General features: G+C 70.2%; 25 protein-coding genes. 4 read left to right on the forward strand and 21 right to left on the reverse strand.

The window, feature by feature from the left end:
• Positions 1–174 precede the first annotated feature (174 nt).
• Complete coding sequence (locus B1729_RS12930; RefSeq protein WP_163633091.1) at positions 175–990, reverse strand: DUF4184 family protein; 816 nt, start codon at positions 988–990, stop codon at positions 175–177.
• Between the two features lie 46 nt (positions 991–1036).
• Positions 1037–2338 carry a tyrosine--tRNA ligase gene (gene tyrS, locus B1729_RS12935; RefSeq protein WP_163620447.1) on the reverse strand — a complete coding sequence of 434 codons (1302 nt, stop codon included), beginning with the start codon at positions 2336–2338 and terminating at the stop codon, positions 1037–1039.
• 214 nt (positions 2339–2552) lie between these two features.
• Between tyrS and B1729_RS12940 the strand changes: the two genes are divergently transcribed.
• The gene (locus B1729_RS12940) at positions 2553–3152 is read left to right on the forward strand and encodes a DNA-binding protein (RefSeq protein ID WP_163620445.1); all 600 of its coding nucleotides are present in this window, start codon (positions 2553–2555) and stop codon (positions 3150–3152) included.
• Positions 3153–3156: 4 nt separating this feature from the next.
• Positions 3157–3753 (forward strand): hypothetical protein, encoded by a 597-nt coding sequence (locus B1729_RS12945; protein ID WP_163620443.1) that lies wholly within the window; start codon positions 3157–3159, stop codon positions 3751–3753.
• 30 nt (positions 3754–3783) lie between these two features.
• Here B1729_RS12945 and argH read toward each other — a convergent pair whose 3' ends face one another.
• The 9 genes from argH to B1729_RS12990 all read right to left on the reverse strand — a co-directional run bounded on the left by argH (position 3784) and on the right by B1729_RS12990 (position 13658).
• Complete coding sequence (gene argH, locus B1729_RS12950) at positions 3784–5214, reverse strand: argininosuccinate lyase (protein ID WP_163620441.1); 1431 nt, start codon at positions 5212–5214, stop codon at positions 3784–3786.
• Positions 5215–5286: 72 nt separating this feature from the next.
• Positions 5287–6453 (reverse strand): heparan-alpha-glucosaminide N-acetyltransferase domain-containing protein, encoded by a 1167-nt coding sequence (locus B1729_RS12955; RefSeq protein ID WP_239539632.1) that lies wholly within the window; start codon positions 6451–6453, stop codon positions 5287–5289.
• Positions 6454–6480: 27 nt separating this feature from the next.
• A complete protein-coding gene (gene argF / locus B1729_RS12960; RefSeq protein WP_163620439.1) occupies positions 6481–7404 on the reverse strand; it encodes an ornithine carbamoyltransferase in 924 nt (307 codons plus the stop codon).
• A complete protein-coding gene (locus tag B1729_RS12965; protein WP_163633093.1) occupies positions 7401–8615 on the reverse strand; it encodes an acetylornithine transaminase in 1215 nt (404 codons plus the stop codon). Before B1729_RS12965 ends, argF begins: the two co-directional genes overlap by 4 nt.
• Positions 8612–9511 (reverse strand): acetylglutamate kinase, encoded by a 900-nt coding sequence (gene argB / locus B1729_RS12970; protein WP_163620436.1) that lies wholly within the window; start codon positions 9509–9511, stop codon positions 8612–8614. Before argB ends, B1729_RS12965 begins: the two co-directional genes overlap by 4 nt.
• A gap of 13 nt (positions 9512–9524) precedes the next feature.
• Positions 9525–10682, reverse strand: coding sequence for a bifunctional glutamate N-acetyltransferase/amino-acid acetyltransferase ArgJ (gene argJ, locus B1729_RS12975; protein ID WP_163620434.1), 1158 nt, complete (start codon positions 10680–10682; stop codon positions 9525–9527).
• Entirely contained in the window at positions 10679–11755 is a 1077-nt protein-coding gene (gene argC / locus B1729_RS12980; RefSeq protein WP_163633095.1) for an N-acetyl-gamma-glutamyl-phosphate reductase, read from the reverse strand. The genes argJ and argC overlap by 4 nt, the downstream gene beginning before the upstream one ends.
• Positions 11756–12043: 288 nt before the next feature.
• Positions 12044–13024 carry an NAD-dependent epimerase/dehydratase family protein gene (locus B1729_RS12985; RefSeq protein ID WP_163633097.1) on the reverse strand — a complete coding sequence of 327 codons (981 nt, stop codon included), beginning with the start codon at positions 13022–13024 and terminating at the stop codon, positions 12044–12046.
• A gap of 61 nt (positions 13025–13085) precedes the next feature.
• A complete protein-coding gene (locus tag B1729_RS12990; protein ID WP_163633099.1) occupies positions 13086–13658 on the reverse strand; it encodes a dihydrofolate reductase family protein in 573 nt (190 codons plus the stop codon).
• Positions 13659–13741: 83 nt separating this feature from the next.
• Between B1729_RS12990 and B1729_RS12995 the strand changes: the two genes are divergently transcribed.
• Positions 13742–15151: a PLP-dependent aminotransferase family protein gene (locus tag B1729_RS12995; RefSeq protein WP_163633101.1), complete on the forward strand. Its 1410-nt coding sequence runs from the start codon at positions 13742–13744 to the stop codon at positions 15149–15151.
• 158 nt (positions 15152–15309) lie between these two features.
• Here the strand turns inward: B1729_RS12995 and pheT are convergent, their stop codons facing one another.
• From pheT to infC, 10 genes are all read right to left on the reverse strand, one after another.
• On the reverse strand, positions 15310–17865 hold the full coding sequence (pheT, locus tag B1729_RS13000) for a phenylalanine--tRNA ligase subunit beta (RefSeq protein ID WP_163633103.1): 2556 nt from the start codon (positions 17863–17865) through the stop codon (positions 15310–15312).
• On the reverse strand, positions 17865–18914 hold the full coding sequence (gene pheS, locus B1729_RS13005) for a phenylalanine--tRNA ligase subunit alpha (protein ID WP_163620422.1): 1050 nt from the start codon (positions 18912–18914) through the stop codon (positions 17865–17867). Before pheS ends, pheT begins: the two co-directional genes overlap by 1 nt.
• 56 nt (positions 18915–18970) lie before the next feature.
• The gene (locus B1729_RS13010; RefSeq protein WP_163620420.1) at positions 18971–19894 is read right to left on the reverse strand and encodes an amino acid ABC transporter permease; all 924 of its coding nucleotides are present in this window, start codon (positions 19892–19894) and stop codon (positions 18971–18973) included.
• Positions 19891–20538, reverse strand: a complete 648-nt coding sequence (locus tag B1729_RS13015; protein WP_163633105.1) for an amino acid ABC transporter permease — start codon at positions 20536–20538, stop codon at positions 19891–19893. Before B1729_RS13015 ends, B1729_RS13010 begins: the two co-directional genes overlap by 4 nt.
• 82 nt (positions 20539–20620) lie before the next feature.
• Entirely contained in the window at positions 20621–21490 is an 870-nt protein-coding gene (locus tag B1729_RS13020; RefSeq protein WP_163620416.1) for a glutamate ABC transporter substrate-binding protein, read from the reverse strand.
• A gap of 81 nt (positions 21491–21571) precedes the next feature.
• Positions 21572–22369 carry an amino acid ABC transporter ATP-binding protein gene (locus B1729_RS13025; RefSeq protein ID WP_163620414.1) on the reverse strand — a complete coding sequence of 266 codons (798 nt, stop codon included), beginning with the start codon at positions 22367–22369 and terminating at the stop codon, positions 21572–21574.
• 88 nt (positions 22370–22457) lie between these two features.
• Positions 22458–23258: an RNA methyltransferase gene (locus tag B1729_RS13030; RefSeq protein WP_163633106.1), complete on the reverse strand. Its 801-nt coding sequence runs from the start codon at positions 23256–23258 to the stop codon at positions 22458–22460.
• A 186-nt stretch (positions 23259–23444) separates the two neighbouring features.
• A complete protein-coding gene (gene rplT, locus B1729_RS13035) occupies positions 23445–23828 on the reverse strand; it encodes a 50S ribosomal protein L20 (RefSeq protein WP_163633108.1) in 384 nt (127 codons plus the stop codon).
• Between the two features lie 30 nt (positions 23829–23858).
• On the reverse strand, positions 23859–24053 hold the full coding sequence (rpmI, locus tag B1729_RS13040) for a 50S ribosomal protein L35 (RefSeq protein WP_163620411.1): 195 nt from the start codon (positions 24051–24053) through the stop codon (positions 23859–23861).
• Between the two features lie 70 nt (positions 24054–24123).
• Positions 24124–24846, reverse strand: a complete 723-nt coding sequence (infC, locus tag B1729_RS13045; RefSeq protein ID WP_239526234.1) for a translation initiation factor IF-3 — start codon at positions 24844–24846, stop codon at positions 24124–24126.
• Positions 24847–25147: 301 nt separating this feature from the next.
• On the opposite strand from infC, the gene B1729_RS13050 reads away from it, so the two are divergent.
• Complete coding sequence (locus B1729_RS13050; RefSeq protein WP_163633136.1) at positions 25148–25516, forward strand: DUF1844 domain-containing protein; 369 nt, start codon at positions 25148–25150, stop codon at positions 25514–25516.
• Positions 25517–25750 lie beyond the last annotated feature (234 nt).

Here is a 25750-nt window from a genome sequence, read left to right on the forward strand (position 1 = left end):
CGGAAACACGCGGAAGACGCGGTCGCCGCCACCTCCGCCGCCATCCGAAGATCGGCCGCGAGCCCGGCCACGACGGCGGCTCGCTCGGACGAATCGCGCAGCCGCAGCACGGCGGACGGATGGATCGTGATGACAACCGTTCTCCCCTCGGCCTCGATCGGGCGTCCCCGACGGTCACACGCTCGCGGTCACTCGTGCTCGCATCACCTGCACCGCGATGCAGAGCGACACCGTCACGGCGCCCCAGACCGCACACGCCGGCGGCAGCACGCGGTAGGCGAGATGCGCGGCGGTGAACTCGGCATCCAGGGGACCATGAACAGCGATGCCCCATCCCCATGCCAGTGCGAGCGCGAGCGGGAGCGACGCCCACCAGATCCAGCGGGCCGCATCGGGCAGCACGCACGGAACGGATGCCGCGGCGGTACGCCGACGCAGCCACACGAGCATCCATACGACGATGATCGCGAGGCCGATCACGCTCGAGCCGTGCTGGAGCCACTTGTAGCCGGGAAGCGGGCCCCACGCTGCCGCCAGCACGGGGAGCACGGTCGTGCCCCAGCGACCCTCGTGCGTGAAGAGGTCCCACACGATGTGGCTCACGACGCCGAGCAGCAGCGAGGCGACGAGGAGCAGCATCCCCCGCCAGGACACACGCGGCTCGCCCGCCGAAGCTCCTCCCAGCGTCTCGCGCAGCGCGGCGCCGGCACCGGCATCCCACTGCGCCGGCAGTCGCGTCGCGAGCCATCGCGGCGAGAGCTCACGCGTGGCCGGCCGCAGCACGCACCGCCAGACGAGCAGCAGCACCAGCGCCAGGACGACCGTTGCGGGGAGCCACGCGAACGAGTGCGTCACTCCGTAATGCAACGGCAGCCCGCGGACGAACAGCGGCAGGTCGGGGGTCATGGCCCCGATGGCGATCGCCGCCGGCACGAGCGGCGTGCGCACGAACGGCAGCGCGACCACCGCGTGACTCGGGGTGAACGGCATCCGTCATCCCTCTGTCGGCGCAATGGCCGTGGTCACGAGCGTCCCGTCAGCCGACGAACACGCCGGCGAGCGTCTTCTTGCCGCGCCGGAGCACCGAGACCCCGCCGGGCAGTGCGCCCGACACGGTCGCCGCATCGTCCTCGATCTTCGCACCGTCCAGCGAGACCCCGCCCTGGGCGATCGCGCGCCGGCCCTCCGACAGACTCGAGACGAGCCCGGTGTCGATGAGCGCCTGCACGACCGGCGTGCCGGCGGTGACCGTGGCGTTGGGCAGTTCCTCGAGAGCGTGACGGAGCGTCGTCGCGTCGAGCGCCGCGAGGTCGCCCTGACCGAAGAGCGCCTCGGATGCCGCGATCACGGCGGCCGCGGCATCCACCCCGTGCACGAGGCCGGTGACCTCCATCGCGAGGCGCTTCTGCGCGGCGCGACGGAACGGCTCCGTGGCGACGAGTCGTTCGTACTCCTCGATCTCGGCCCGCGTGAGGAACGTGAAGATCTTGAGGCGCTCGATCACGTCGGCGTCGTCGGTGTTGAGCCAGAACTGGTACATCCGGTACGGGCTGCACATCGCGGCGTCGAGCCAGATCGCGTTGCCCTCGCTCTTGCCGAACTTGGTGCCGTCGCTGTTCGTGATCAGCGGCGTGCCGATCGCGTGCACCGAGACGCCCTCGACGCGGTGGATGAGGTCGGTGCCGCTGGTGAGGTTGCCCCACTGGTCGCTGCCGCCGGTCTGCAGCACGCAGCCGTACTGCCGGTACAGCTCGAGGTAGTCCATGCCCTGCAGGATCTGGTAGCTGAACTCGGTGTAGCTGATGCCGGCCTCGGAGTTCAGGCGGGCCGCGACCGCGTCCTTCTTGAGCATCGTGCCGACCCGGTAGTGCTTGCCGATCTCGCGCAGGAAGTCGATGGCGCTCATCGGCGCCGTCCAGTCGAGGTTGTTGACGATGCGCGCGGCGTTGTCGCCCTCGAAGCTCAGGAACCGCTCGACCTGCGACTGCAGGTAGCCGACCCACTCCCCGACCGTCTCTTTGGTGTTCAGCGTGCGCTCGGCCGACGGGCGGGGGTCGCCGATGAGGCCGGTCGATCCGCCGACCAGGCCCAGCGGCCGGTGGCCCGCGAGCTGCAGGCGGCGCATCGTGAGCAGCTGCACGAGGTTGCCGAGGTGCAGACTCGGCGCCGTGGGGTCGAACCCGCAGTAGTACGTGATCGGGTCCCCGGCGAGAAGGGCGCGCAGCGCCTCCTGATCGGTGGACACATGCACGAGCCCCCGCCAGACGATCTCGTCCCACACATTCTCGAACGCGGGGTCGATCGCAGGCGCAGTCGTGCTCACGACGGTTTCAGACACGCGAGCCAGGTTATCAGCGCGGATGGGGCGGCCCTTTCGCCGACGAGCCGCCGTGAGGTCAGCGGCGTGTGCCTCGGCAACGCCGGCACTGGGCGGGAACGCCACGTTAACCATCTGGGCTGAAGTCGGCCCACTTCAGCCCAGAGCCTTGCTTCACTGAAGTGCACAGGCTAAAGTAGGTCATAATTAAGTCTCGATGCATAAGGGTGGAGCCATGTACGTGATCACCAGTGATCAGCGCGACAGCCGCACCAGCGCCGATCTCGTGCCCGCCGCCCTCTCAGCCGTGGCGACGCACGCACCGAGGGGCGTCGCACTCGCGCCCGAGCGGACCGCGGGCGACGAGGTGCAGGTGGCGGTCACGGACGCCGCGGCCGTGCTCGCGATCCTCCTCGACCTCACCCGGGCCGGCCGATGGAGTGTCGGCGTGGGCGTCGGCGACGTCGAGACGCCGCTGCCGGACAGCGTCCGCGCGGCCAGGGGCGAGGCGTTCCTCAACGCGCGCGACGCCGTCGACCGGGCCAAGAAGGCCACCACACGGGTGGCGGTCACCGCGCCCGAGGGCGGGGAGGATGCCGAGGCGCTGGTGCGCCTCCTCGTGGAGCTGCGCGATCGCCGGACCGCTGAAGGATGGGAAGTCTACGACCTCCTGGCCGAGGGCATCACACAGCGCGAGGCGGCGGCGCGGCTCGGCATCTCGGAGGCCGCTGTCAGCCTGCGCGTCAGATCCGCCGGGTTGCGGACCGAGGAAGCGGCCGTCCCGGCCCTGATCCGCGTGCTCGCGGGCCTCGATCCGGCCGCCGTGCCAGACTGACGCCATGGTCTCCCCGGACGTGCTCCTCGTCGCCGTGCTCTCGATCTTCCTGTTCGTCGCCTTGTGCGGAGCGCTCGTGCTCGTGGTCCTCAGCCTGCGGAAGCCGACCGACATCCCGCTCATCGTCGCGGGCGTCCTCGTGGTCCTGTGCCTGCTCGCCGTGACGGTGTCGCCGGTGAACGTGCCGCTGCTGCTCGGACTGGGCATCGCGCTGCTGGGAACCGCCCTGGCCGTGCTCGGCGGCAACCCGGTCACCCGCCGGGTGCTCGACATCGCGAGCCACGGTCGCGTGGAAGAGGGCGACAACGGCGGCATCCTCCTCCGTGCGCCGTCCCTGCCGGGAGCGGTCGCCGGCGAAGGAGCCGTGCGCGAGGTGATGCGCGGCGGCACCACGATCGGCTATCTGGAACGCGTGGCGGTGGCGCTCGGGATCATCGCCGGGTTCCCCGAGGCGATCGCCGTGGTGGTCGCTCTCAAGGGCATCGGCCGGTTCTCGGAGCTGGCCAGCGCGGAAGCGCGCGAGAGATTCATCATCGGCACGCTCGCCAGTCTGGTCTGGGCGTGCATCGTCGCCGCGCTGGTGCGCCTGGCGATCTGGTGATCGCCGCCGCCACACCCGCAGCGCAGCGGACTACAGCCCGAGGATGTGTGCGGCCGCCTGCACGCGCTCGATCAGCTCGGCACGCTGCTCGGCGACCCTGACGGGCGCCGTCCCGCCCGCGCCGGTGCGGCTCGCGACGGAGCCCTCGACGGTGAGCACGTCCCGCACCTCGGGAGCGAGGTGCGGCGAGACCGACGCGAGCTGCTCATCGGTGACCTCGTGCAGCTCGATCCCGTTCTCTTCGCACACCCGCACGAGGTGTCCGGAGACCTCGTGCGCATCGCGGAACGGCACGCCGCGCTTCACGAGCCACTCCGCGACGTCGGTCGCCAGCGAGAAGCCCTGCGGTGCGAGCGCCGCCATGCGATCGGTGTCGAACCGCAGCGTCGCGACCATGCCGGCGAAGGCCGGCAGCACCGTCTCAAGCGTGCGCACCGAGTCGAACACCGGCTCCTTGTCCTCCTGCAGGTCGCGGTTGTACGCGAGCGGGAGCGCCTTGAGCGTGGCGAGCAGCCCGGTGAGGTTGCCGATGAGCCGCCCGGCCTTGCCTCGGGCGAGTTCGGCGATGTCGGGGTTCTTCTTCTGCGGCATGATGCTCGAGCCGGTCGAATACCCGTCGTCGAGGGTCACGAAGCCGAACTCGCGAGTGTTCCAGAGGATGATCTCCTCCGCGAAGCGCGAGACGTCGATGCCGACCATGGCCGTGATGAACGCGAACTCGGCGACGACGTCGCGCGCCGATGTGCCGTCGAGCGAGTTCTCGGCGGGGCGGTCGAGGCCGAGTTCCCGGGCGACCAGCTGGGGATCCAGCCCGAGCGTCGAGCCGGCGAGCGCGCCTCCGCCGTACGGCGAGACCGCCGCTCGCGCGGACCAGTCGCGCAGGCGCTCCAGGTCGCGCACCAGCGGCCACGCGTGAGCCTGCAGATGGTGGGCCAGCAGCACCGGCTGCGCGTGCTGCAGATGGGTGCGGCCCGGCATGACCGCGTCGGGGTGCGCCTCGGCCTGCGCCACGAGGGCGTCGACCAACCGGAGGATCTCGCGTGCGATGGTGCGCGAGTGGTCGAGCAGATACATGCGCACGAGCGTCGCGATCTGGTCGTTGCGACTGCGTCCGGCGCGCAGCTTGCCGCCCAGCTCGGCGCCGACGACGCCGATCAGCGCCTGTTCGAGAGCGCCGTGGACGTCTTCATCGGATGCCGCGGGCCGAAGTGTGCCGTCGGTCACGCCCCGTGCGAGCACATCGAGCCCGTCGTGCATGGCGTGCTCCTCGTCCGGGGTGAGATACCCCGCGGCGGCGAGCGCCTTGGCGTGCGCGTGCGAGCCGGCGATGTCGTAGAGCGCCAGGTCCCAGTCGAAATGGGTCGATCGGCTGAGCTCGGCCAGCTCCGGGGACGGCCCCGTCGCGAAACGGGCTCCCCACAGTGCGCCTTCGTTGGTGCCGTCAGCCTTCGATTCACTCACCCGACCAGCCTATCCGCCGGCCCGCGGCGCACCCGCCCGTGTCAGCGGCGCCAGCGGCCCCTGTCACCGTTGTCAGCGTGTGGGCGACGCCGCCGGATGCCTGGGCGGGCGGTCACCTGAGACTGCGAAGCGCGACGCCGCGTCCAGCGCCGTCTCCAGCGGGCCGCGCCCGACCAGAAGCGCCCACGCGGTGCACAGCACGACGGTGCCGATCGTGAGCGGCCAGAACGGCTCGAGCGCGCGGAAGCCGGCGAGGTCGCCGACGCGGTCGAGCGTCGCGGCGGCGATCGCCGCCCACACCACGAGCTGCAGCGTGTAGGCGGTCAGCGGCATCGCACCGACGGCGCGCAGGGGCAGCACGACCCACCGGAGCACGGTGCGGCACAAGAGCAGGCAGGCACCGAGCACGGCGAGCGCGAAGCCGCCGGACCCGATGACCTCGAGCAGCCCCGTGGAGTGGGGCCGAGCCGTCCAGAGCGCCCCGAGGTACGACGCCGTCTCGGCCTCCGGACCGGCGCCGGTCGCGGCATCCGTTCCGTAGCCGACCACGGCCAGGCACGCGCCGGCGACGACCAGCCACACCTGCGTGCGCAGCAGCGTCACGTCGGCGCGGGCGACGCCGAGTCCGGCCACCACGAACGCGATCCAGGTGGTGAACGGGTAATGCCAGCCGAGTCCCGCCGACACCGTGTACCCGGTGGGCGTGCTCCAGACCAGCGGCGCATCGAGGACGATCTGCACGAACGGCATGACGATGGCCAGGGCGCCCGCGAGCGGCAGCAGGACGCGGGCCGGCAGCGACGTCAGCGGCAGCGCCAGCAGGAACATCAGCGCGTACGCGGGGAGGATCACGTACACCGGCACATCGGTGGCGATCAGCAGGATGCCGAGCACCCACAGCAGTCCCGCTCGCACCGCGAGCCGACCGCGTGCCATCGTCATGCGGTCCGCCGGCAGCGGGACCCGCCCGCCCGTCATGAGGCCGATCGATACACCGGCGAGGGTCGCGAACAGGATCGATGAGCGGCCCTGAACGACGGTGATCCACGTGTCGGGCTCTGTCGCGTCGAAAGGTCCGCTGATCCACAGCAGGTGCGCCGCGAACATGCCGAGCACCGCGAGCCCCCGCGCGAGATCGACCCCGGCGATGCGGCCAGGCCCGTTGAGGCGCACCCAGCGCGACGCGAGCCAGCCGTCGTGGCGCGGCTCGGCGCGTTTCGTCTCGCTTCGCTCGCTCAACGACCGGGCTCTTCCGCGCCGCCGCGCTCAGTCCTGACGGAGGAGCCAGACCAGCAGGGCCTTCTGGGCGTGCAGCCGGTTCTCGGCCTCGTCCCAGACCACGCTCTGCGGCCCGTCGATGACTTCCGCGTCGACCTCGTAGCCGCGGTCGGCGGGCAGGCAGTGGATGAAGATCGCGTCATCCTGCGCGAGCGCCATGAGCTCCTGGGTCACCTTGTACCCGCCCAGGTCGCGCAGCCGCTCGAGCTTCTCCTCCTCCTTGCCCATCGACACCCACGTGTCGGTGACGATCACGTCCGCTCCGGCGGCCGCCTCGTTCGCGTCGGTGTAGAGGGTGACCGATCCGCCGGTCTCCGCCGCCCGTCGATCCGCGTCCGCGATCACGTCGTCGCGCGGCGCGTACGTCTCGGGCGATGCCACGCGCACGTGCATGCCCGCAGTCACGCCCGCCAGCACGTAGGAGTGGGCCATGTTGGACTTGCCGTCGCCGAAGAACGCCAGCGTCAGGCCCCTCAGGTCGCCCTTGTGCTCCTTGATGGTGAGCAGGTCGGCGAGCAGCTGGCAGGGGTGGAAGTCGTCGCTGAGCGCGTTGATGACCGGCACGCGCGTGCCCTCCGCCATCTGCTCGAGCCCTGCCTGCGCGTAGGTGCGCCAGACGATCGCCGCGACCTGGCGCTCGAGCACTCGTGCCGTATCGGCCGGCGTCTCCTTGCCGCCGAGCTGGCTGTTCGCGGTCGAGATGATGAGCGGCGAGCCGCCCAGATCGGCGATGCCGACGGCGAACGAAACGCGCGTCCGGGTCGAGGACTTGTCGAAGATGACCGCGACGGTCTGGGGGCCTTCGAGCGTCTTGAGCTTCCAGCGGTCCTTCTTGAGCGCGATGGCGAGATCGAGGATCTCGTCCTGCTCGGCATGCGTCAGGTCGTCGTCGCGCAGCAGGTGGCGGGTCATGCGGGAACCTCCGTCGGGGTATCGAGCACCAGGGCGTCCTCCACCGTGCGGATCGCAGCCGTGAACAGCTCGATGAACTCGTCGATCTCGACGTCGCCGATCGTGAGGGCGGGAACCAGCCGGATGGTCTCGTCGTTGGGCGCGTTGATCACGAGGCCGTGCTCCTGCGCGGCCGCGACGAGCGCCTTGGCGACGGGATGCCGCAGCCCCACGCCGATCAGCAGCCCCGAGCCGCGGCATCCGGTGATCAGCTCGGAGTCGATGCCCGCGATCGCCTCGCGCAGCTGCGCACCGCGCTCGGCCGCGTTGCGCACGAGGTCGGCACGCTCGATCTCACCGAGCACGGCGCCCGCGACAGCGGTGCCGAGCGCGTTGCCGCCGAACGTCGAGCCGTGCGTGCCCGGGTAGAACAGTTCGCTCGCGCTGCCGAAGGTGATCAGCGCGCCGATGGGGAACCCGCCGCCGATGCCCTTGGCGACCGTGATCGCGTCGGGGGTGATGCCCTCGTGCTGGAAGGCGAACCACTCCCCCGTGCGGCCGGCGCCGGTCTGGATCTCGTCGATGATCAGCAGCGCTCCGTGGCGTTCGGTGATCTCGCGGGCCGCGGCGAGGTAGCCCTCGGGCAGCGGGAGCACACCGGCCTCACCCTTGACGGGCTCGACGAAGAGCGCGGCGACGCGGTCGTCGATCGCCGCCTCGAGCGCCTCGACCGTGGAGTCGATGAACTCGACACCCGGCGTCATCGGCAGGAAGGGCTCCTGCATGTACGGCTTCCCGGTGAGGGCGAGCGTGCCCATCGTGCGGCCGTGGAAGGCGTCCTGCAGCGCGAGGATCCGCGGGCGCTCGGAGCCCCCGTGCAGGCGGGCGAGCTTGAACGCCGCCTCGTTGGCCTCCGCGCCCGAGTTGCCGAAATACACCCGGCCATCGTCGCCCGTGCCCGCGAGACGCTTCAGCGTCGACGCGAGCGCGAGCTGCGGCGGCGTCGCGAAGTAGTTCGACACGTGCGCCAGCGTCGCTGCCTGGGTCGCGATCGCGTCGACGAACACCGGGTGTGCGTGACCGAGCGAGTCCACCGCGATGCCCGCGAGGAAGTCGAGGTACCGCTTGCCGTCGGCGTCCCACAGATACGAGCCCTCGCCTCGCACGAACAGCGCCATCCGCTCGCCGAAGCTGCGGACGAGATCGCGTCCTGCGTCATCGTGCCAACTCATCCGTGCACCACCTCTGTTCCGATTCCCTTGCTGGTGAAGATCTCCACGAGCACCGAGTGCGGCACCCGCCCGTCGATGATGGCCGCGGTCTCGACGCCGCCCTCTACGGCCTCCAGGCACGCCGCCATCTTCGGGATCATGCCCGACTCGAGCGTGGGCAGCATCGCGCGCAGCTCGGTCGAGGTCAGGTGCGACACGAGCGAGTCGCGGTTGGGCCAGTCGGCGTAGAGCCCGGCCACGTCGGTGAGCACGACGAGCTTCGCCGCCCCCAGCGCCACGGCGAGCGCGGATGCCGCGGCATCTGCGTTCACGTTCAGTGAATGCCCGGGGTGGTCGAGGTCGGGCGCGATGCTCGAGACGACGGGGATGCGACCGGCGGTGATCTGGTCGAGCACGGGCTGCGGATCGACCTCGACGACGTCGCCGACCCGGCCGAGGTCGTGCTCGACGCCCTCGATCACGACACCGCGTCGGCGTCCGCCGAACAGGCCCGCGTCCTCCCCGCTGAGACCCGTGGCCACCGGGCCGTGGGCATTGATCTTCGACACGAGCTGGGGGTTGATCTGCCCGGTGAGAACCATGCGCACCACCGAGATCGCCTCGGTGGAGGTGACGCGGTATCCGCCCTTGAACTCGCTCGGAATCTCCAGGCGGTCGAGCATCGACGAGATCTGGGGGCCACCGCCATGGACGACGACCGGCTTCACCCCGACGTAGCGGAGGTAGGCGATGTCGGCGGCGAAGGCATCCTGCAGCTCCTCGCTCACCATCGCATTGCCGCCGTACTTCACGACGACGATCTGGTCGCGGAAGCGCTTGAGCCAGGGCAGCGACTCGATGAGCGTGACCGCCCGCGCGCTGGCCTCGCCGGGATCGGTCTCTTGCAGATCAGTCATGAGGCCTGCTTCTTCATGAGGAGTACGCGCTGTTCTCGTGAACGTAGTCGTGGGTGAGGTCGTTGGTGAGGATGGTCGCCGTCGCGGCGCCCACCTTCAGGTCGATGACGAGGTCGGTGGCGCGGGGCGTCAGGTCGACGGCCTCGCGCGGCGCGTCCGGGCCGCCGGCGCTGCACACACGCACGCCGTTCATCCACACGTCGACGTCGTACGGGTCGAAGGCCGCCTGGGTGGTGCCGATCGCCGCGAGCACGCGGCCCCAGTTGGGGTCGTTGCCGAAGACCGCCGCCTTGAAGAGGTTGTTGCGGGCGACCGAGCGGCCGACCTCCACGGCGTCCTCCTCCGAGGCCGCGTTGACGACCTCGATGGTGATGTCGTGGCTCGAGCCCTCGGCATCCCCCTGCAGCTGCTTGGCGAGGTCCTGGCAGACTTCGGCGAGAGCAGCGGCGAACGCGTCGCCGTCCGGCGTGACACCCGAGGCGCCGCTGACCATGAGCGTGACCTGGTCGTTCGTCGACATGCAGCCGTCCGAGTCGAGCCGGTCGAACGTGCGACCGGTGGCCTGCCGCAGCGCGGCGTCGGCCTGTGCCGCGTCGAGGACGGCGTCGGTCGTGATCACCACGAGCATCGTCGCGAGACCGGGCGCCAGCATCCCGGCGCCCTTCGCCATGCCGCCGATCGACCAGCCGTCCTTCGCTACGGCGGAGCGCTTGGGATGGGAGTCGGTCGTCATGATGGCGAGGGATGCCGCGTCCCCGCCGTCTGCGGAGAGCTCGGCGACACCCTGCTCGGTGCCGGCCAGCACCTTCGCGCGGAACACCTCGTCGCCCGTGCCGATGAGACCGGTCGAGCACACCAGGATGTCGCCCGCGCTCACGTCGAGCAGCTCCGCCGCCTTCTCGGCGGTCTGGTGCGTCGTCTGGAAGCCGAACGAGCCCGTGAAGCAGTTGGCACCGCCCGAGTTGAGGACGATCGCCTCGACGACGCCGTCACGGATGACCTCCTGCGACCAGAGGATCGGGTTCGCCTTCGCGCGGTTGCTGGTGAAGACGGCCGCGCCGACCTTGAGCGGGCCGCGGTTGACGACGACGGCCACGTCGGGCTTGCCCGACGACTTGAGTCCGACGGCGACGCCGGCTGCGGCGAATCCCTGGGGCGTGGTGACGCTCACGGGGCGACTCCGTTCACGGTGAGCGCGGTGCCTTCGGCGAGGCCCAGCGCGATGTTCATGGACTGGACGGCCGCTCCGGCGGTGCCCTTGACGAGGTTGTCGACGGCGGTCACGACGACCACGCGATTCGCCGCGCGATCGATCGCGAGACCCATCAGCGCCGTGTTCGCACCCAGCACGTCGGCCGTGCGTGGGAACTGGCCCTCGGGCAGCAGCTGCACGAAGGTCTCGTCGCCGTAGGCGGCCTCCCAGGCCGCGCGGATCTGCGCGTCGGTGGTGCCGGGTGCGATGGGTGCCGTCGAGGTCGCGAGGATGCCGCGCGACATCGGGACCAGAATGGGCGTGAACGAGATGCGGATGCCCTGGTCCGCGGCATCCGACGATGCCGTCTCCGTCGACGGGCGAGCGGCGGCGAGCGCCTGACGGATCTCGGGGATGTGCCGGTGCGTCCCTCCGACGGCGTACGGGTTCGCCGTGCCCAGGATCTCGCTGGCGAGGAGGTTCGTCTTGAGGCTCTTGCCGGCGCCCGAGGGGCCCACCGCCAGCACCGTCACGATGTCGGACGGATCGATGACGCCCGCGGCCACGCCCGGAGCGAGGCTGAGACTCACCGTCGAGGCGTTGCAGCCGGGGGCCGCGATGCGCGTCGCGCCGACGAGCCGGTCACGCTGCTTCGAGCCGGCGACCGGAAGCTCGGGGACGCCGTACACCCAGGGCTCGTGGTAGTCGCCGCCGTAGAAGCTGTCCCAGTCGGAGACCGACTCGAGACGGTGGTCGGCGCCGGCATCGATCACGAGCGGCGTGTCGCCGAGCGCGTCGGTGTACTGCCCGGACTGCCCGTGCGGCAGCGCCAGGAAGACGATGTCATGGCCGGCGAGGACGTCCGGCGTGGTCTCGGAGAGCGTGAGGTGTGCGAGCGACCGCAGGTGCGGCTGGTGCTGGATGAGCGGCTGTCCCGCGTTGGAGTGCGCGGTCACGGTGCGGATCTCGACGTCGGGATGCGCGGCGAGGATCCGCAGGATCTCGCCGCCCGCATAGCCGGATGCGCCGGAGACGGCGACCGAATATGTCATGGATTCCACCTTAGAGTCTGGGTGCAGGGGCCGGAGACGGCGACGCCCGCAGCTGCCCTCCTCAGAAGGTGCGCAGGGTCGCCTAAAGTCGGCGGTCTCCCAGACGGCGTCGGCGCGCGGGGACGACGCTCGGAACGAGCGTCGCGAATCCCTGGGCAGCCGAAGGCATGCGCCGACGATAGCGGCCCGCCCGCGGCATCCGCAAATCCGACCCGCCCTCCGGAATCGCGAAAGGGGAGATCTCCGCACGTCACGGGTGCGGGAATCTACACTTTCGCGCCTCCGGGGTCAGCCCTCGAGCTCGGCGAGCAGCGCGAGCTCGTCGGACCGCGTCAGCCCCGAGCGGCGGTCGCGATCCAGGCCGCGGGTGCGCTCGTCGGCGAGCGTGCGCTCGAGCGTCGCGCGCAGCGGACGCAGGCGACCGCCGAGAAGGCGGAAGGCGGCGTGGGATCGCGTCCAGAAGCCGGGCATGCCGACGGGCAGCCAGAGGGGGAGCGACCGAGGGCCGGCCCAGTGCGACACGTCGCGCGCTTCGAGCCACTCGTCGGACGCCGGGACCAGGGCGCCGGTGTGGCCTGCCACCTCGCGAGCGAGCCTCAGCACCTCGGCGAGCTCGATCGGGTCTCCGACGGCATTCACCACCCCGGTCCACCGCTCTCGGCCGAGCGCCTGGACGAACTCGGCGAGGTCGTCCACGTCGATCACCTGCGCGCCGCGGTCCGTCGTGTCGGGTACCAGCACGCCGCCGTCCGCGGCGAGCGCGAGACGGCCGACCCAGTAGCCGAACCGGTCGGTGGGGTCGCCGGGGCCCACGATGAGACCGGGTCGAACGATGGCGGCGCGGTAGCCGAGCGCTGCACGGACGGATGCCTCGGCCCGCACCTTCGCCTGCCCGTAGTCGTCTTCTTCGTCCGGTCCGGTCGGCGCCAGCAGCTCTGCAGTCTCGTCGGCGCCGGGAACGTCGTTCGCCGCGTACACCGACACGGTGGAGATGTAGGTCCAGTGCTTCGCGCGCTCCCCCAGCGCCGTCACCGCCGCCGCGACGTGCACCGGGTTCGACGAGATGTCCACCACCTCGTCCCAGTCGCGACCGTCGACCGCGTCGTACGCGCCAGGATCGTCTCGGTCGGCGACGACGAGCGTCGTGCCGTAGGGCGCTTCGCGTCCACCCCGGGCCAGGCAGGTGACGGCGGCTCCGGCGACCGCCCATCTCTCGGCGATGCGCCCGCTCAACCAGCCCGTCCCACCCAGCACCAGTACGTCGGTCATGTCACCAGCCAACCAGACGCCCAGGGTCGCGGCATCCGTCTCCGCCGACGGCGGATGCGAGTCAGTGGAGCGCGTCCGAGAGCACGGCGAAGTTCACGGCCGTCACCTCGCGGGCGCGACGCGACGAGAGGAGCCGCAGCTCGGCGGGTGCCGGCAATCCGTCGAAGAGGCGGATGCCTCCCCCGAGCAGGACGGGCACGATGTGCAGCAGCAGCTCGTCGACGAGGTTGTCGCGGAGGAACTGCTGGGCGGTGTTCGGGCTGCCCATGATGATCACCTCGGCACTTCCGGCGGCGTCCTGCGCCAGCGCGAGCGCGGCTGCCGGCTCACCAGAGACGAAGGTGAACACCGTCCCGTTCTTCACCTCGGGCGGGCGCTGCTCGTGGGTCATCACGAAGACCGGGCTCGAGAACACGTCGTCATCGCCCCACGGCTCCTGGCCGGCGTCCCAGGTGCGGCGCCCGAAGATGATCGCGCCCGCCCTGCGGAATCGGTCGATCAGCTCCACGGCGACCTGGTCCTCGTCCGGCGGCGCGGTGTCGTCGAGCCAGCGGTGGAGCCGTGAGAGGTCGTCGCCCGGCGCTGCCGCGTACCCATCGACCGAGACCGAGACGTACAGCACCGTCGAACCCATGAGCCGCTCCTTTCGGATACCGCCGGTCGGTCCGGCTCTCAGGAGCGTATGGCGAAAGTGGCCCAGTGATATGGTCCAGCGTGATGGCTCAGAATTGGACCACTTCCGATCTGGCGCTCGCACTGGCGCTTCCGCCCGGCCGACGGCCCGGCGAGCAGCTGCAGACCGCGCTGCGGGATGCCGTCCGGCAGGGTGTGCTCGACGACGGCGACGCGCTGCCGTCCACGCGTGAGCTCGCCGCAGCGCTGGGGGTCGCGCGCGGCACCGTCGTTCATGTCTACGAGCAGCTCGGCGCAGAGGGCTACCTCGTCGCACGCCCCGGCGGCCGCACGCGGGTCTCGTCGCGTGCCGTCCCGCCGGGCGGCACGCCGCCCTCGCCGCCGGCCGCGGCTCCGGCAGGCGCGGATCTGCGTCCCGGGATCTCTGATCTCCGCCGCTTTCCCGCCGACGATTGGGCCTGGGCCTATGCACGGGCGGCGCGAGGCGCGGGCTCGCATGATCTGGACTACGGCGACGGGCTCGGGCATCCGGCAGCGCGCGAGGCCATCGCGGGCCATCTGCGTCGGATCCGCGCCGCGTCGACCGACGCCGACCATGTCGTCCTCTGCCAGGGCTTCGCCCAGGGGTTCGCCCTCGTTCTGCCGGCGCTCGCCGCGCGCGGTGCCCGCGTGCTCGCCGTGGAGGATCCGGGCGACCGGGGCGTCGACGCTGCCGCTGCCGCCGCCGGAATGGAGCTCGCGCCCATCCCGGTCGATGCGCACGGCATCCGCACCGACCTGCTCGACAGGGCCGGCGCCCACGCGGTGCTGGTCACGCCGGCGCACCAGTCACCCACCGGGGTCGTGCTCTCGGCGTCCCGGCGGGTGGAGCTGGTGGAGTGGGCCGGCCGCAGCGGCGGATGGATCATCGAGGACGACTACGACTCGGAGTTCCGGTACGACCGTCAGCCCATCGGCGCGGTCCAGGGCCTCGCGCCCGACCGGGTCGTGCTGATCGGCTCGGCGAGCAAGACGCACGCGCCCGGCGTGCGGGTCGCATGGATGGCGATTCCAGGCGAGCTGATCGACGATGTCGCCGCACGGAGGATCGCGGCAGACCGCGGCGGACCGGTCATCGACCAGCTCGCGTTCGCGGCGCTGCTCCAGTCCGGACGCCATGATCGGCACGTGCGCACCATGCGCGGCGTGTACTCGGCCCGCCGAGCCGTGGTCCTCCAGACGCTCGACCGGATCTCTCCCGGGCTGACGTTGACGGGTCTGGTGGCTGGATTCCACGGTGTCTTGCGGCTTCCGTCGGGTGTCCGCGAAGACCGCGTCGTCGCCGCTGCCACCGATGCCTCCCTCCGCATCGCCGGCCTCGCGGCATTCACCCGGCACCGGCGCGACCTCCCGCCGGCCCTCGTCCTCGGCTTCGGCAACATCGACGACGAGGCCGTCGTCGAGGCGATCCTGCGCCTCGGCGACGTGATCGCCGCGGCCACTCCGCGACGGTAGTTCCCGCCCGATCCCTGCGTCGCAGCGGGTGGCGGCATCCTCATCCGAGAACGGTGAGAGCCCGTGCTCCCCACCGGAAGCCCACGTCGTTCTCGGTCAGAACGTGGGCGTTCGGTGTGAGCACGGGCTCTCGACCAATCTGCGCGGCCTGCGGGCGCCTACTCGCGCAGCGTTGCTCCGAAGCGCTCGGACGCCACGGCGACGCCGGCCAGCTTGGCCTCGCTCGCCTCGGCGGCCGTGAGCGTGCGGTCGGCGGCGCGGAAGCGCAGCGCGAACGTCAGGCTCTTCTGCCCCTCCGATACACCCTGGCCGCGATAGTCGTCAACCAGCCGCACGGACTCCAGCAGCTCCCCCGCACCCTCGGTGAGCGCCGCCTGCACCTCGGCGGCCGGCACGTCGGCCTGCAGCACGAGCGACACGTCCTGGGTAGCGGCGGGGAAGCCCGACAGCGACGCGGCGACGACCTTCTCGCCCGCCAGGGACAGCACGAGATCGAGATCCAGTTCGGCGACGATCACACGACCGGGAAGATCGGATGCCTCCGCCACACCCGGCAGCAGCTCGCCGACGTAGCCCACCTCGACGCCGGTCGCCGAGGTCGTCGAGGCGACCGACAGCACGCCAGTGCGGCCGGGGTGAAGCGCCGCCCGCTCGCCCTGGACGACGTCGATCGTGACGCCCGCGGCCGCGGCGATGGTGCGGACGGCGTCGAGCGCGTCGCCGAGCCCGGCGGTCACCGGCGCGACCCCGGGCTGCTTCGTCACGAGGTTGCCCGTGAGCAGCACGGCGATGTGCCGGTGCTGCGGCGGGATCGAGGCGTCGAGCTCGGCGAGGGTGGCGGCATCCGGGCGCACCGCGAGCGGCGGCACGTGCGGCGTGCCGTACTGCACCCCTGGCTCGGGAAGGAACACGACACCGGTCTCGAACAGCGAGAGGTCGGTCAGCCCGCGCGCCACGTTGCGGTGCGCGACCTGCAGCAGCCCCGGCACGAGCGAGCGGCGCAGGAACGGCGACTGGCCGTCGAGCGGGTTGGCGAGCTTGACGCTGGGCAGGTGCTCACCCGACGGCGAGCCGTGCAGGTCGTTCTGCTCCTCGGTGGTGAATCCGAAGGAGGGCGTCTCGACGTAGCCGGCGGCGGCGAGCGCGTTGGCGACCCGGCTCCGGCCCTGCTGGGCGGCGGTGAGGCCGCGACCCGACGGCGGCAGCGGCAGCACCGACGGGATGCGGTCGTAGCCCTCGATGCGGGCGACCTCCTCGGCGAGCGTCCACTTGTCGGTGAGGTCGGGGCGCCACGACGGCGGGATGACCTGCCAGCCGGCGGCGTCGTCCTCGTTGGGCACGACCTCGCAGCCGATGAGACGCAGCGCCGCCTCGATCTGCCCGGGCGTGTAGTCGACGCCGATGAGGTGCTGGACGAACAGCGGCGGAAGCTCGATGCCCGGCATGAACACTTCGGCGAAGAGCGCGGCGCCGAAGGTGTCGTCGCTCGTGCCCCCGGCGTATTCCTCCATCAGTTCGGCGACGCGGCGGGCGGCGACGAACGGCACGAGCGGGTCGACGCCGCGCTCGAAGCGACGGGACGCCTCGCTCGGCAGCTTGTGCCGACGAGCCGTTCGTGCGATCGACACGGTGTCGAACGTGGCGGCCTCGATGAGCACGTTGCGGGTCGTATCGCTCATCTCGGTGGCGCCGCCGCCCATGACACCGGCCAGACCGATCGGCCCGGACTCGTCCGTGATCAGGAGGTCTTCGGGGTGGAGCGTGCGCACCTTGCCGTCGAGCGTCTCGAGCTTCTCGCCGGCGGTGGCGCGGCGCACCGTGATCCCGCCCTGCAGCTTGTCGAGATCGTAGCCGTGGATGGGCTGGCCGAGCTCGAGCATCACGTAGTTCGTGATGTCGATCAGGATGCCGAGCGAACGGATGCCCGCGAGCGACAGGCGCGCGATCATCCATGCCGGCGTGGGCTTCGTCGGGTCGACGTCGCGCACGACGCGCGCCACGAACTCGGTGACGCCGGCGCGACCGCGGATCGGGGCGAGATCGTCGGCGGTGACGGTGAACCCCTGGCCCGGCGCGACCTCGTCCCACGGTCGCTCCGCAGGGTCGCGGAACGCCGCACCGGTCGAGTGCGAGTACTCGCGTGCGACACCGCGGATGGACAGCGCGTAGCCGCGGTCGGGTGTCACGTTGATCTCGACGGCGACGTCGTCGAGGCCCAGCAGTGAGATCGCGTCGGTGCCGACGGGCGCGTCGATGCCGAGCTCGACGAGCCGCAGGATGCCGTTGTGCTCCTCCCCCAGCCCGAGCTCGCGGGCGGAGGCGATCATGCCGTCCGACACATGGCCGTACGTCTTGCGTGCGGCGATCGGGAAGGGTCCCGGAAGCACGGCGCCCGGAAGCGTCACCACGACCTTGTCGCCGGCGAAGAAGTTGCGGGCGCCGCACACGATGCCGTGCACCGCGTCGCCGCCGTCCGCCGCGGTCTCGCCGTCTGGCGCGACGCGCACCTGGCACCAGCGGATCGTCTTGCCGTTGGACTGCGGCTCCTCGACGAACTCGAGCACCTCGCCGACGACGATGGGACCCTGCAGCTCGAAGCGGTGGACGTCCTCCTCTTCGAACCCGACGCGCACGAGCGCCGCGAGGACGTCCTCGGGCGAGGCATCCGCCGGAACGTCGACGTACTCACGCAACCATGAGAGCGGGACGCGCATCAGACCACCATTCCGAACTGCTCGCTGAAGCGGACATCGCCCTCGGCCATGTCGCGCATGTCCTGGACATCGCTGCGGAACATGAGCGTCCGCTCGACGCCCATGCCGAACGCGAAGCCCGAGTACTCCTCGGGGTCGATCCCGGCCGCTCGGAGCACGTTCGGGTTGATCATCCCGCACCCGCCCCACTCGATCCATCGGGCGCCGCCCTTGAAGGTGGGGTGCCAGAGGTCGAGCTCGGCCGAAGGCTCGGTGAAGGGGAAGAAGTTCGCGCGGAACCGCGTCTTCGCCTCGGGGCCGAACAGCACCTTGGCGGCGTGGTCGAGAGTGCCCCTGAGATGCGCCATCGTGATGCCCTTGTCGACGACGATGCCCTCGAACTGGGTGAACACCGGCAGGTGCGTCGCGTCGTACTCGTCGGTGCGGTAGACGCGGCCCGGGCACAGCACGTAGAGCGGCAGGTCGCGCTCGAGCATCGAGCGCACCTGGACGGGACTCGTGTGCGTGCGCATGACGAGATGGCGCTCCACCGGGTCGATGAAGAACGTGTCCTGCATCTGACGCGCCGGGTGGTCGACGTCGAAGTTCAGCGCGTCGAAGTTGAACCACTCGTGCTCGAGCTCGGGACCCTCCGCGATCTCCCAGCCCATCCCCACGAAGATGTCGGCGATCTGCTCCTGGAGCAGGGAGATCGGATGCCGCGCCCCGACGCGCGCGCGAGCGGCCAATGCGGTGATGTCCACGCGCTCGGCTTGGAGCTGAGCGGCCGTCTCCGCCGCGGCGAGCTCCGCTTCGCGCGTCGCGAACGCCTGGTTCACCCGGCCGCGAGCCTGGCCGACGAGCTTGCCGAACTCGGCCTTCCTGTCGTTCGGCACGTCGCGCAGGCGCGCGTTGAGCTTCGCCAGCGGCGAACCCTCGGCGGCGTGCGCGGACCGTGCGGCCTTCAACGCCGCGGTGTCTGCCGAGCCGGCGATCGCGGCGAGGGCGGCGTCGACGGCGGCGTTCACCGCCTCGGGCGTGATCTCGGTGTTCTCAGCAGCGTCTGACACGAGAGTCGAGTCTACCGACGGCGGACCGTCGCCTCCGCGCCTATCCTCGGAGCCGCTCAGCGCGGTGGTGGACCTTGGAGGTCGGCCTTGGCCTCGACCTCGAGCAGCGCACCGGGAGCGGTGGGGTCGGTGACCTTCGTGCCCCGCTTGATGCGGGTCCCCCCGCTCGCCGTGCGACGCGCCAGCCACCGCGCGAACCACGACAGGGTCAAGTTGATGGCCAGGTAGATGCACAGCGTCACGACGAACAGCGAGAAAAGATAGCGGTTGCCGTAGAAGCTGCCGAGGATGTTCATGTTCTTGCGGATGATCTCCTCGTAGCCGACGATGTAGCCGAGCGAGGTGTCCTTGAGCAGCACCACGAGCTGCGCGATGATGATCGGCAGCATCTGCCGGAACGCCTGTGGGAACTCCACCAGCATCTTGGACTGGAACTCGCGCATGCCGACGCTCAGCGCCGCTTCGCGCTGTCCGCGCGGCAGGGCCACGAGGCCGGCACGCAGGATCTCGCCGATCAGCGTGCCGTTGTACAGGATCAGCGCGATCACAACCGCCCAGAAAGCGCCGGTCGAGGCCACCAGCAGGATGAACAGCATCATCAGCAGGACTGGCATCCCACGGAAGAACTCGATCACCACTGCGGTCGGCACCCGCACCCACGCGATGCGGGAGCTGCGCATGAGCGACAGCACGATGCCGAGGGCGATGGCCCCTACCGCCGCGATCGCCGCCGCCTGCAAAGTCGCAACGACACCCTCCAGGATGAAGCCCCAGACGACCGGGTCGATGAAGATATCCCAGCGGGTGCCGTCGAACATGCCGGGAAGCGTGATGCCGCCGGAGTCGCGCGGCGCAGCCAGCGTCAGGACCACCCACACGGCTCCCGCGATGAGCAGGACCAGAGCGACGATCGACAGGATCAGCGACAGTCGCCTGGCCTTCGGGCCCGGCGCATCGAAGAGGACGCTCGGTGCGCTCATCGCTGCACCACCCAGCGCCGCTCGAGCCGCCCGGCGAGGAAGCCGAGCGGGACCGTGATGACGAGGTAGAGGACGGCTGCGGTGATGAGGATCTGGATGACGATGTTCCCGTTGTCGTTCGCGAGCTGCCGGGTCGTCCCGAAGAGCTCGAGGACGAAGAAGCCACCGGCCACCGAGGTGTTCTTGGTGAGCGCGATGAAGACGTTGATGAGGGGCGGGATCGTCATGCGGAACGCCTGTGGCAGGACGACCAGCGAGACCGTCTGCCCGAATCCCAGCCCGATGCTGCGGGCCGCCTCGGCCTGCCCGACCGGCACGCCGTTGATGCCGGATCGCAGGGCCTCGGCGACGAACGGCGACGTGTAATAGGTGAGGGCGACGAGCGCCAGGATGATGAACGGCAGTCGGACGCCGAGCATCGGCAGCACATACATCGTGAAGATGAAGACAAGCGTCAGCGGGGTGTTCCTGGCGATCTCGGTCCAGAACGCCGCGAACGCGCGAAGCGCGGCGACGGGTGAGATCCGCATCGCCGCGATGAGCGTGCCCAGGATGAGCGAGAGCACACCCGCGACCGCGAGCAGCAGGAGAGTCACGCGGAAGCCCTCGAAGAACGTCGGCATCAGCGACCAGAGCTGTTCCATGCGCCTCCTCTCGTGAGCATCGAAGTCAGGTCAGGGGATCGGATGCCTCGGGCCGGGGCGCGGCCCGAGGCATCCGGATCAATCAGTACCGATCGGGTGCCGGCGGATCGACGAACGGCAGCACGGTGCCGGCCGTCGCGTTCCAGGCTTCCTCGTAGCGGCCGTCCTCGTACGCCTCCTCGAGCACGTCGTTGATCCACATACGGAACTCGGTGTCTTCGAGCGTGACGCCGATGCCGTACGGCTCTTCGGTGAAGGGCTCTCCGACGACCTTGAACTCGCCCTCGTTCTGCGCGGCGAGGCCGGCGAGGATGACGTTGTCGGTCGAGACCGCGACGACGGCGCCGCTGCGCAGCGGCTCAAGGCAGTTCGAGTAGGTGTCGGTGAGCACCGGCTCTGCGCCGATCTCGGCCAGCTTGGCAGCAGGCGTCGAGCCGGTCACCGAGCAGACGGGCTGTCCGACGAGGTCGTCTTCGCTCTCGATGTCCTCGTTGTCGGCGAGCACCAGGATCGACTGTCCGGCCATGTAGTACGGACCGGCGAAGGAGACGACCTCCTTGCGCTTGTCGTTGATCGTGTAGGTCGCGACGACGAGGTCGACCTCACCGTTCTGGATGAACGGCTCGCGGTTGGCCGAGACCGATTCCTTCCACTCGATGCCCTCTTCGGCAATGCCGAGTTCGGACGCGATGATCTTGCCGATCTCGACGTCGAAGCCCTCGGGGTCGCCCGACGGGCCCTTGAGGCCGAACAGCGGCTGGTCGAACTTGGTGCCGATGGTGATCGAGCCGGCCTCGGCGAGCTCGGCCATCGTCGTGCCGGCCTCGAACGTGGGCTCGGGCTCAGGAGTCGTCGTCTCCTCGCCGCCCGGCGTGCCACCGGTGGCGCACGCCGACAGCGCGAGCGCACCGGCGGCTGCCAGCGCGATCAGCGGAAGTCGCATTCGCTTCATGTTTTCGTCCTTTGCTGTGGGGACCGCTCGTGACGGCCTCTCGGATCCCGGCCGCTTTTGGGCGACGACCGGACGTACGGATCAGTGCTCGAGGATCTTGGACAGGAAGTCCTTCGCCCTGTCGCTCTGCGGGTTGGTGAAGAACTCGTCGGGCGTCGCCTCTTCCACGATCGCGCCGTCCGCCATGAACAGCACGCGATCGGCCGCCTTGCGGGCGAACCCCATCTCGTGCGTGACGACGATCATGGTCATGCCGTCGGCTGCGAGGCCGATCATCACGTCGAGGACCTCGTTGATCATCTCCGGGTCGAGGGCGCTCGTCGGCTCATCCATGAGGATCAGCTTCGGATCCATCGCGAGCGACCGGGCGATCGCGACGCGCTGCTGCTGACCGCCGGACAGCTGGCTCGGCATCTTCTTTGCCTGATTAGCCACGCCGACCCGGTCGAGCAATGCCATGGCCTTCTCGTCGGCCGCCTTCTTCTTCATGCCGCGCACGCGGATGGGACCGAGCGTGACGTTCTCGAGAACGGACTTGTGCGCGAAAAGATTGAACGACTGGAACACCATGCCGACGTCCGCGCGAAGCGTGGCGAGGGCTCGACCCTCTTCCGGGAGCTTCGCTCCGTCGATGGTGACCGTGCCCGAGTCGATCGTCTCGAGTCGGTTGATCGCGCGGCAGAGCGTCGACTTGCCGGAGCCCGAGGGACCGATGACGACGACGACCTCGCCTCGATTCACCACCGTGTTGATGTCCTTCAGGACATGCAGGTCGCCGAAGTGCTTGTCGACGTGGTCCACGACCACGAGCGGCTCACCTCGTCGCACCGAGATGTTGGAAGTCCGGGGCGCCGGCGCCGGGGCATCAGGTGTCGCCATGTCCCTCACCCTAGGGGCGAGCGGCGACCCACTGCCAGTGGACCCGCGAGCCTTTACCGATCCGTAACAGGGTCGGAACGAGAGCCGCTCAGCCGGCGGCGCGCTGCGCGAACGCGGTCTCGTAGAGGCATACGCTGGCGGCCGTCGCCAGGTTCAGCGACTCGGCGGCACCGTAGATCGGCAGCCGCAGCGAGAGGTCGACGAGCGCCAGCGCCTCGTCGTCGAGCCCGCGGGCCTCGTTGCCGAAGAGCCAGGCGGTCGGCTCGGCGAGCACGTCGCGCGCGGCGAGGAAGTCTCCTCCCCCGACGTCGGCGGCGATGACGCGAACGCCGGCGGCGCGTGCCTTCTCGACAGCCGAGGCGAGATCGGCGCCGACGGCGACCGGCACGTGGAAGAGCGAACCGGTCGTGGCGCGCACCACCTTCGGGTTGTACGGGTCGACGGTGCGACCGGTGAGGATGACCGCGTCTGCTCCTGCGGCGTCGGCCGCGCGGATGATGGTGCCGAGGTTGCCCGGGTCGCGGACCTCCTCGCAGATCGCGACGAGCCGGGGCCCGGCCGCGAAGATGTCGCGCAGCGACGTCGGCGACTGCCGTGCCACCGCGACGATCCCCTGCGGCGTCACCGTGTCGGCCATCGCATCGAGCACGGCTTCGGTGGTGTAGACCACCTCGAGGCCGGCATCCTTCGCGGCATCGCGCACATCCACGTGCCTCTCGAGCGCCGACGGCGTCGCGAACAGCTCCACGAGGGTGTCCGGCCGGTACGCCAGCGCCTCGCGCGCGGCCTGCGGCCCTTCGAGGAGGAAGAGCCCGGTCTCCTGCCGCGCGCTGCGCTTGGTCAGCTTCGCGACGGCGCGGACACGCGGAGAGCGAGGGTTCTCGAGCACGGCATCAGTCTAGGGTCGCGGCTGGGCCCACGCGCCCCGAGGCTCCGGACGACGCGCCAGCGGCGTCGGGAGAGGGCGTGGGGACCGTCCCCCGGCACGCATTCTGCGCGGACGGCGTCCCGTCGAGACGAAAAGAGGCGCCCTCCGTGAGGAGGGCGCCTCTTTCGAGACAGCGTATGCCGAGGGTCAGGGGCTCTTCGGAGCGTTGACGTTCTCGGGCAGTGCCTTCTTGGCGGTCTGGACGAGCGACGCGAACGTCTTGGGCTCGTTCACCGCGAGCTCGGCGAGCATGCGACGGTCGACCTGCACACCCGCGAGGCCGAGGCCCTGGATGAAGCGGTTGTACGTGATGCCGTTCTGACGGGCAGCGGCGTTGATGCGCTGGATCCACAGACGGCGGAAGTCGCCCTTGCGCTTGCGACGGTCGCGGTACGCGTAGACGAGCGAGTGGGTGACCTGCTCCTTCGCCTTGCGGTACAGACGCGAGCGCTGGCCCCGGTAACCGGAGGCGCGCTCAAGGATGACGCGACGCTTCTTGTGGGCGTTGACGGCCCGCTTGACTCTAGCCATTTCGATTGATTCCTATTCCTGCGTCGGCGCTCAGATACCGAGGAGCTTCTTGGCGACCTTGGCGTCGCCCTTCGCGAGGACCTGCTCCTGCGACAGGCGACGGGTGCGGCGGCTGGACTTGCCCTCGAAGTTGTGGCGAAGGTTCGCCTGCTGCTTCATGAGCTTCCCGCTGCCTGTGACCTTGAAGCGCTTCTTGGCGCCCGAGTGGGTCTTCTGCTTCGGCATCTCTTCTTCCTTCGTTTCACTTCCCGCCCAGGCGGGAGTCGGTATCCCGCGGTGCGGGAGTCTGTGGGGCCTATTCGGCCGTGGCGGTCTCGGACTCGGCGGCCGGGGCTGTCTCGGCCGCGGTGTCGGAGCTGTCCGAGTCGGCGTCGCCCTGAGGGCCACTGCCGTTGCGGGCGGAACGCGCTGCCTCCTTGTTGGCGGCACGCTGCGCGTTCTGCTCGGTCTTCACCTCGGACTTGTTCTTGTGCGGGGCGACCACCATCACCATGTTGCGACCGTCGATCGTCGGGTTCGACTCGACCGTGCCGAACTCGGCGACGTCTTCCGCGAACTTGCGGAGGAGACGGACACCCTGCTCCGGGCGCGACTGCTCGCGGCCACGGAACAGGATCATCGCCTTGACCTTGTCGCCCGCCTGGAGGAAGCCCTCGGCGCGCTTGAGCTTGGTGATGTAGTCGTGGGCCTCGATCTTCAGACGGAACCGGACCTCCTTGAGGACGGTGTTCGCCTGATTGCGACGCGCTTCCTTGGCCTTCTGCGCAGCCTCGTACTTGAACTTGCCGTAGTCCATGATCTTGACCACGGGGGGCTTCGAGTTCGGGGCCACCTCGACGAGATCGAGGTCGGCCTCCTGGGCCAGGCGCAGTGCCACCTCGATGCGGACGACGCCGACCTGCTCACCCGCGGGTCCGACGAGGCGGACCTCGGGGACGCGGATGCGGTCGTTGGTGCGGGGATCGCTGATGCGGAACTCCTTGGGTTTATGGGCTGGACCACCGCGACACATGTTCATGTCGCGGGCGGAGGAAGATCCATTCCACCCGTCAGACGCTTCGAGCGCCGACTTCCTGCACCCTCTCCGGTGACGGAGCTCCCGCGCGGTTGCCCTGGCGGCTACCCCTCCCGTTTCTGCGTGGCCGCAGGACGGTCGGGGCGGAGTGCATGACCCGGTAGCCTGGAACGGCAAGCGCGGGTGGGATGTGATCCACTTTCCGATCCGGTACAGAACGTACCGGAGACCGCAGCAGTCTATCAGAGAGTACGGCGTGGACACGATTCGAGACCAGGACGGCGAAACGACGAGCACGACGGCGGTGGATGCCGAGCGTCAAGCCCGCTGGGAGGAGCAGGAGCGCGCGGCCGCATCGGCCTCGCGCGACATCGCCGAGGTGCCGGCCGTCGAGATCATCACGACCGCCGCCGTGCACCTGCTGAGCGCCGCCGCCGTCAAGGTCGGGCTCGCCGACGATCCCGCGACGCAGACCGACCTGGACGAGGCCCGCAAGCTCATCAACGCCCTGGCCGGCCTCATCACGGCAGGCGCCCCCGAGATCAGCGACATGCACGCCCGCTCGCTGCGCGATGGCCTGCGCTCGGTGCAGCTCGCCTTCCGCGAGGCATCCGTGATCCCCGACCCGATCGGCAAGGGTCCGGGCGAGAAGTGGACCGGCCCGGTCACCTGACCACACCCGCGATCGTGTCCCGCTTTCCAGCCTTCATGTCCCGGATTCGGCCGCGACCGGGTGTCCAAATGGCGGATTTCGGGACACGGACCACATGATCAGCGCCCGCTAGCTGTACCCGCAGGACGGGCGATGCCGGATCGCCCGCCGATGCCCAGCGCGACCACCCCGCGCGCCCCGGCGTCGACCGTCCGACGCAGCCTCGGCGTCGGTGCCGTCGCAGGGAGGGCGGCG

It is taken from the genome of Microbacterium sp. B35-04 (genome assembly GCF_010634885.1).
Taxonomy (GTDB): domain Bacteria; phylum Actinomycetota; class Actinomycetes; order Actinomycetales; family Microbacteriaceae; genus Microbacterium.

Excerpts from the sequence above, each read along its gene's own strand:
- B1729_RS12930 (WP_163633091.1), bottom strand. The coding sequence starts at position 990 with ATGCCGTTCACCCCGAGTCACGCGGTGGTCGCGCTGCCGTTCGTGCGC.
- B1729_RS12940 (WP_163620445.1), top strand. The coding sequence starts at position 2,553 with ATGTACGTGATCACCAGTGATCAGCGCGACAGCCGCACCAGCGCCGAT.
- B1729_RS12945 (WP_163620443.1), top strand. The coding sequence starts at position 3,157 with ATGGTCTCCCCGGACGTGCTCCTCGTCGCCGTGCTCTCGATCTTCCTG.
- argF (WP_163620439.1), bottom strand. The coding sequence starts at position 7,404 with ATGACCCGCCACCTGCTGCGCGACGACGACCTGACGCATGCCGAGCAG.
- B1729_RS12965 (WP_163633093.1), bottom strand. The coding sequence starts at position 8,615 with ATGAGTTGGCACGATGACGCAGGACGCGATCTCGTCCGCAGCTTCGGC.
- argB (WP_163620436.1), bottom strand. The coding sequence starts at position 9,511 with ATGACTGATCTGCAAGAGACCGATCCCGGCGAGGCCAGCGCGCGGGCG.
- argC (WP_163633095.1), bottom strand. The coding sequence starts at position 11,755 with ATGACATATTCGGTCGCCGTCTCCGGCGCATCCGGCTATGCGGGCGGC.
- B1729_RS12985 (WP_163633097.1), bottom strand. The coding sequence starts at position 13,024 with ATGACCGACGTACTGGTGCTGGGTGGGACGGGCTGGTTGAGCGGGCGC.
- B1729_RS12990 (WP_163633099.1), bottom strand. The coding sequence starts at position 13,658 with ATGGGTTCGACGGTGCTGTACGTCTCGGTCTCGGTCGATGGGTACGCG.
- B1729_RS12995 (WP_163633101.1), top strand. The coding sequence starts at position 13,742 with ATGGCTCAGAATTGGACCACTTCCGATCTGGCGCTCGCACTGGCGCTT.
- pheT (WP_163633103.1), bottom strand. The coding sequence starts at position 17,865 with ATGCGCGTCCCGCTCTCATGGTTGCGTGAGTACGTCGACGTTCCGGCG.
- B1729_RS13010 (WP_163620420.1), bottom strand. The coding sequence starts at position 19,894 with ATGAGCGCACCGAGCGTCCTCTTCGATGCGCCGGGCCCGAAGGCCAGG.
- B1729_RS13015 (WP_163633105.1), bottom strand. The coding sequence starts at position 20,538 with ATGGAACAGCTCTGGTCGCTGATGCCGACGTTCTTCGAGGGCTTCCGC.
- B1729_RS13020 (WP_163620416.1), bottom strand. The coding sequence starts at position 21,490 with ATGAAGCGAATGCGACTTCCGCTGATCGCGCTGGCAGCCGCCGGTGCG.
- B1729_RS13025 (WP_163620414.1), bottom strand. The coding sequence starts at position 22,369 with ATGGCGACACCTGATGCCCCGGCGCCGGCGCCCCGGACTTCCAACATC.
- rplT (WP_163633108.1), bottom strand. The coding sequence starts at position 23,828 with ATGGCTAGAGTCAAGCGGGCCGTCAACGCCCACAAGAAGCGTCGCGTC.
- rpmI (WP_163620411.1), bottom strand. The coding sequence starts at position 24,053 with ATGCCGAAGCAGAAGACCCACTCGGGCGCCAAGAAGCGCTTCAAGGTC.
- infC (WP_239526234.1), bottom strand. The coding sequence starts at position 24,846 with ATGAACATGTGTCGCGGTGGTCCAGCCCATAAACCCAAGGAGTTCCGC.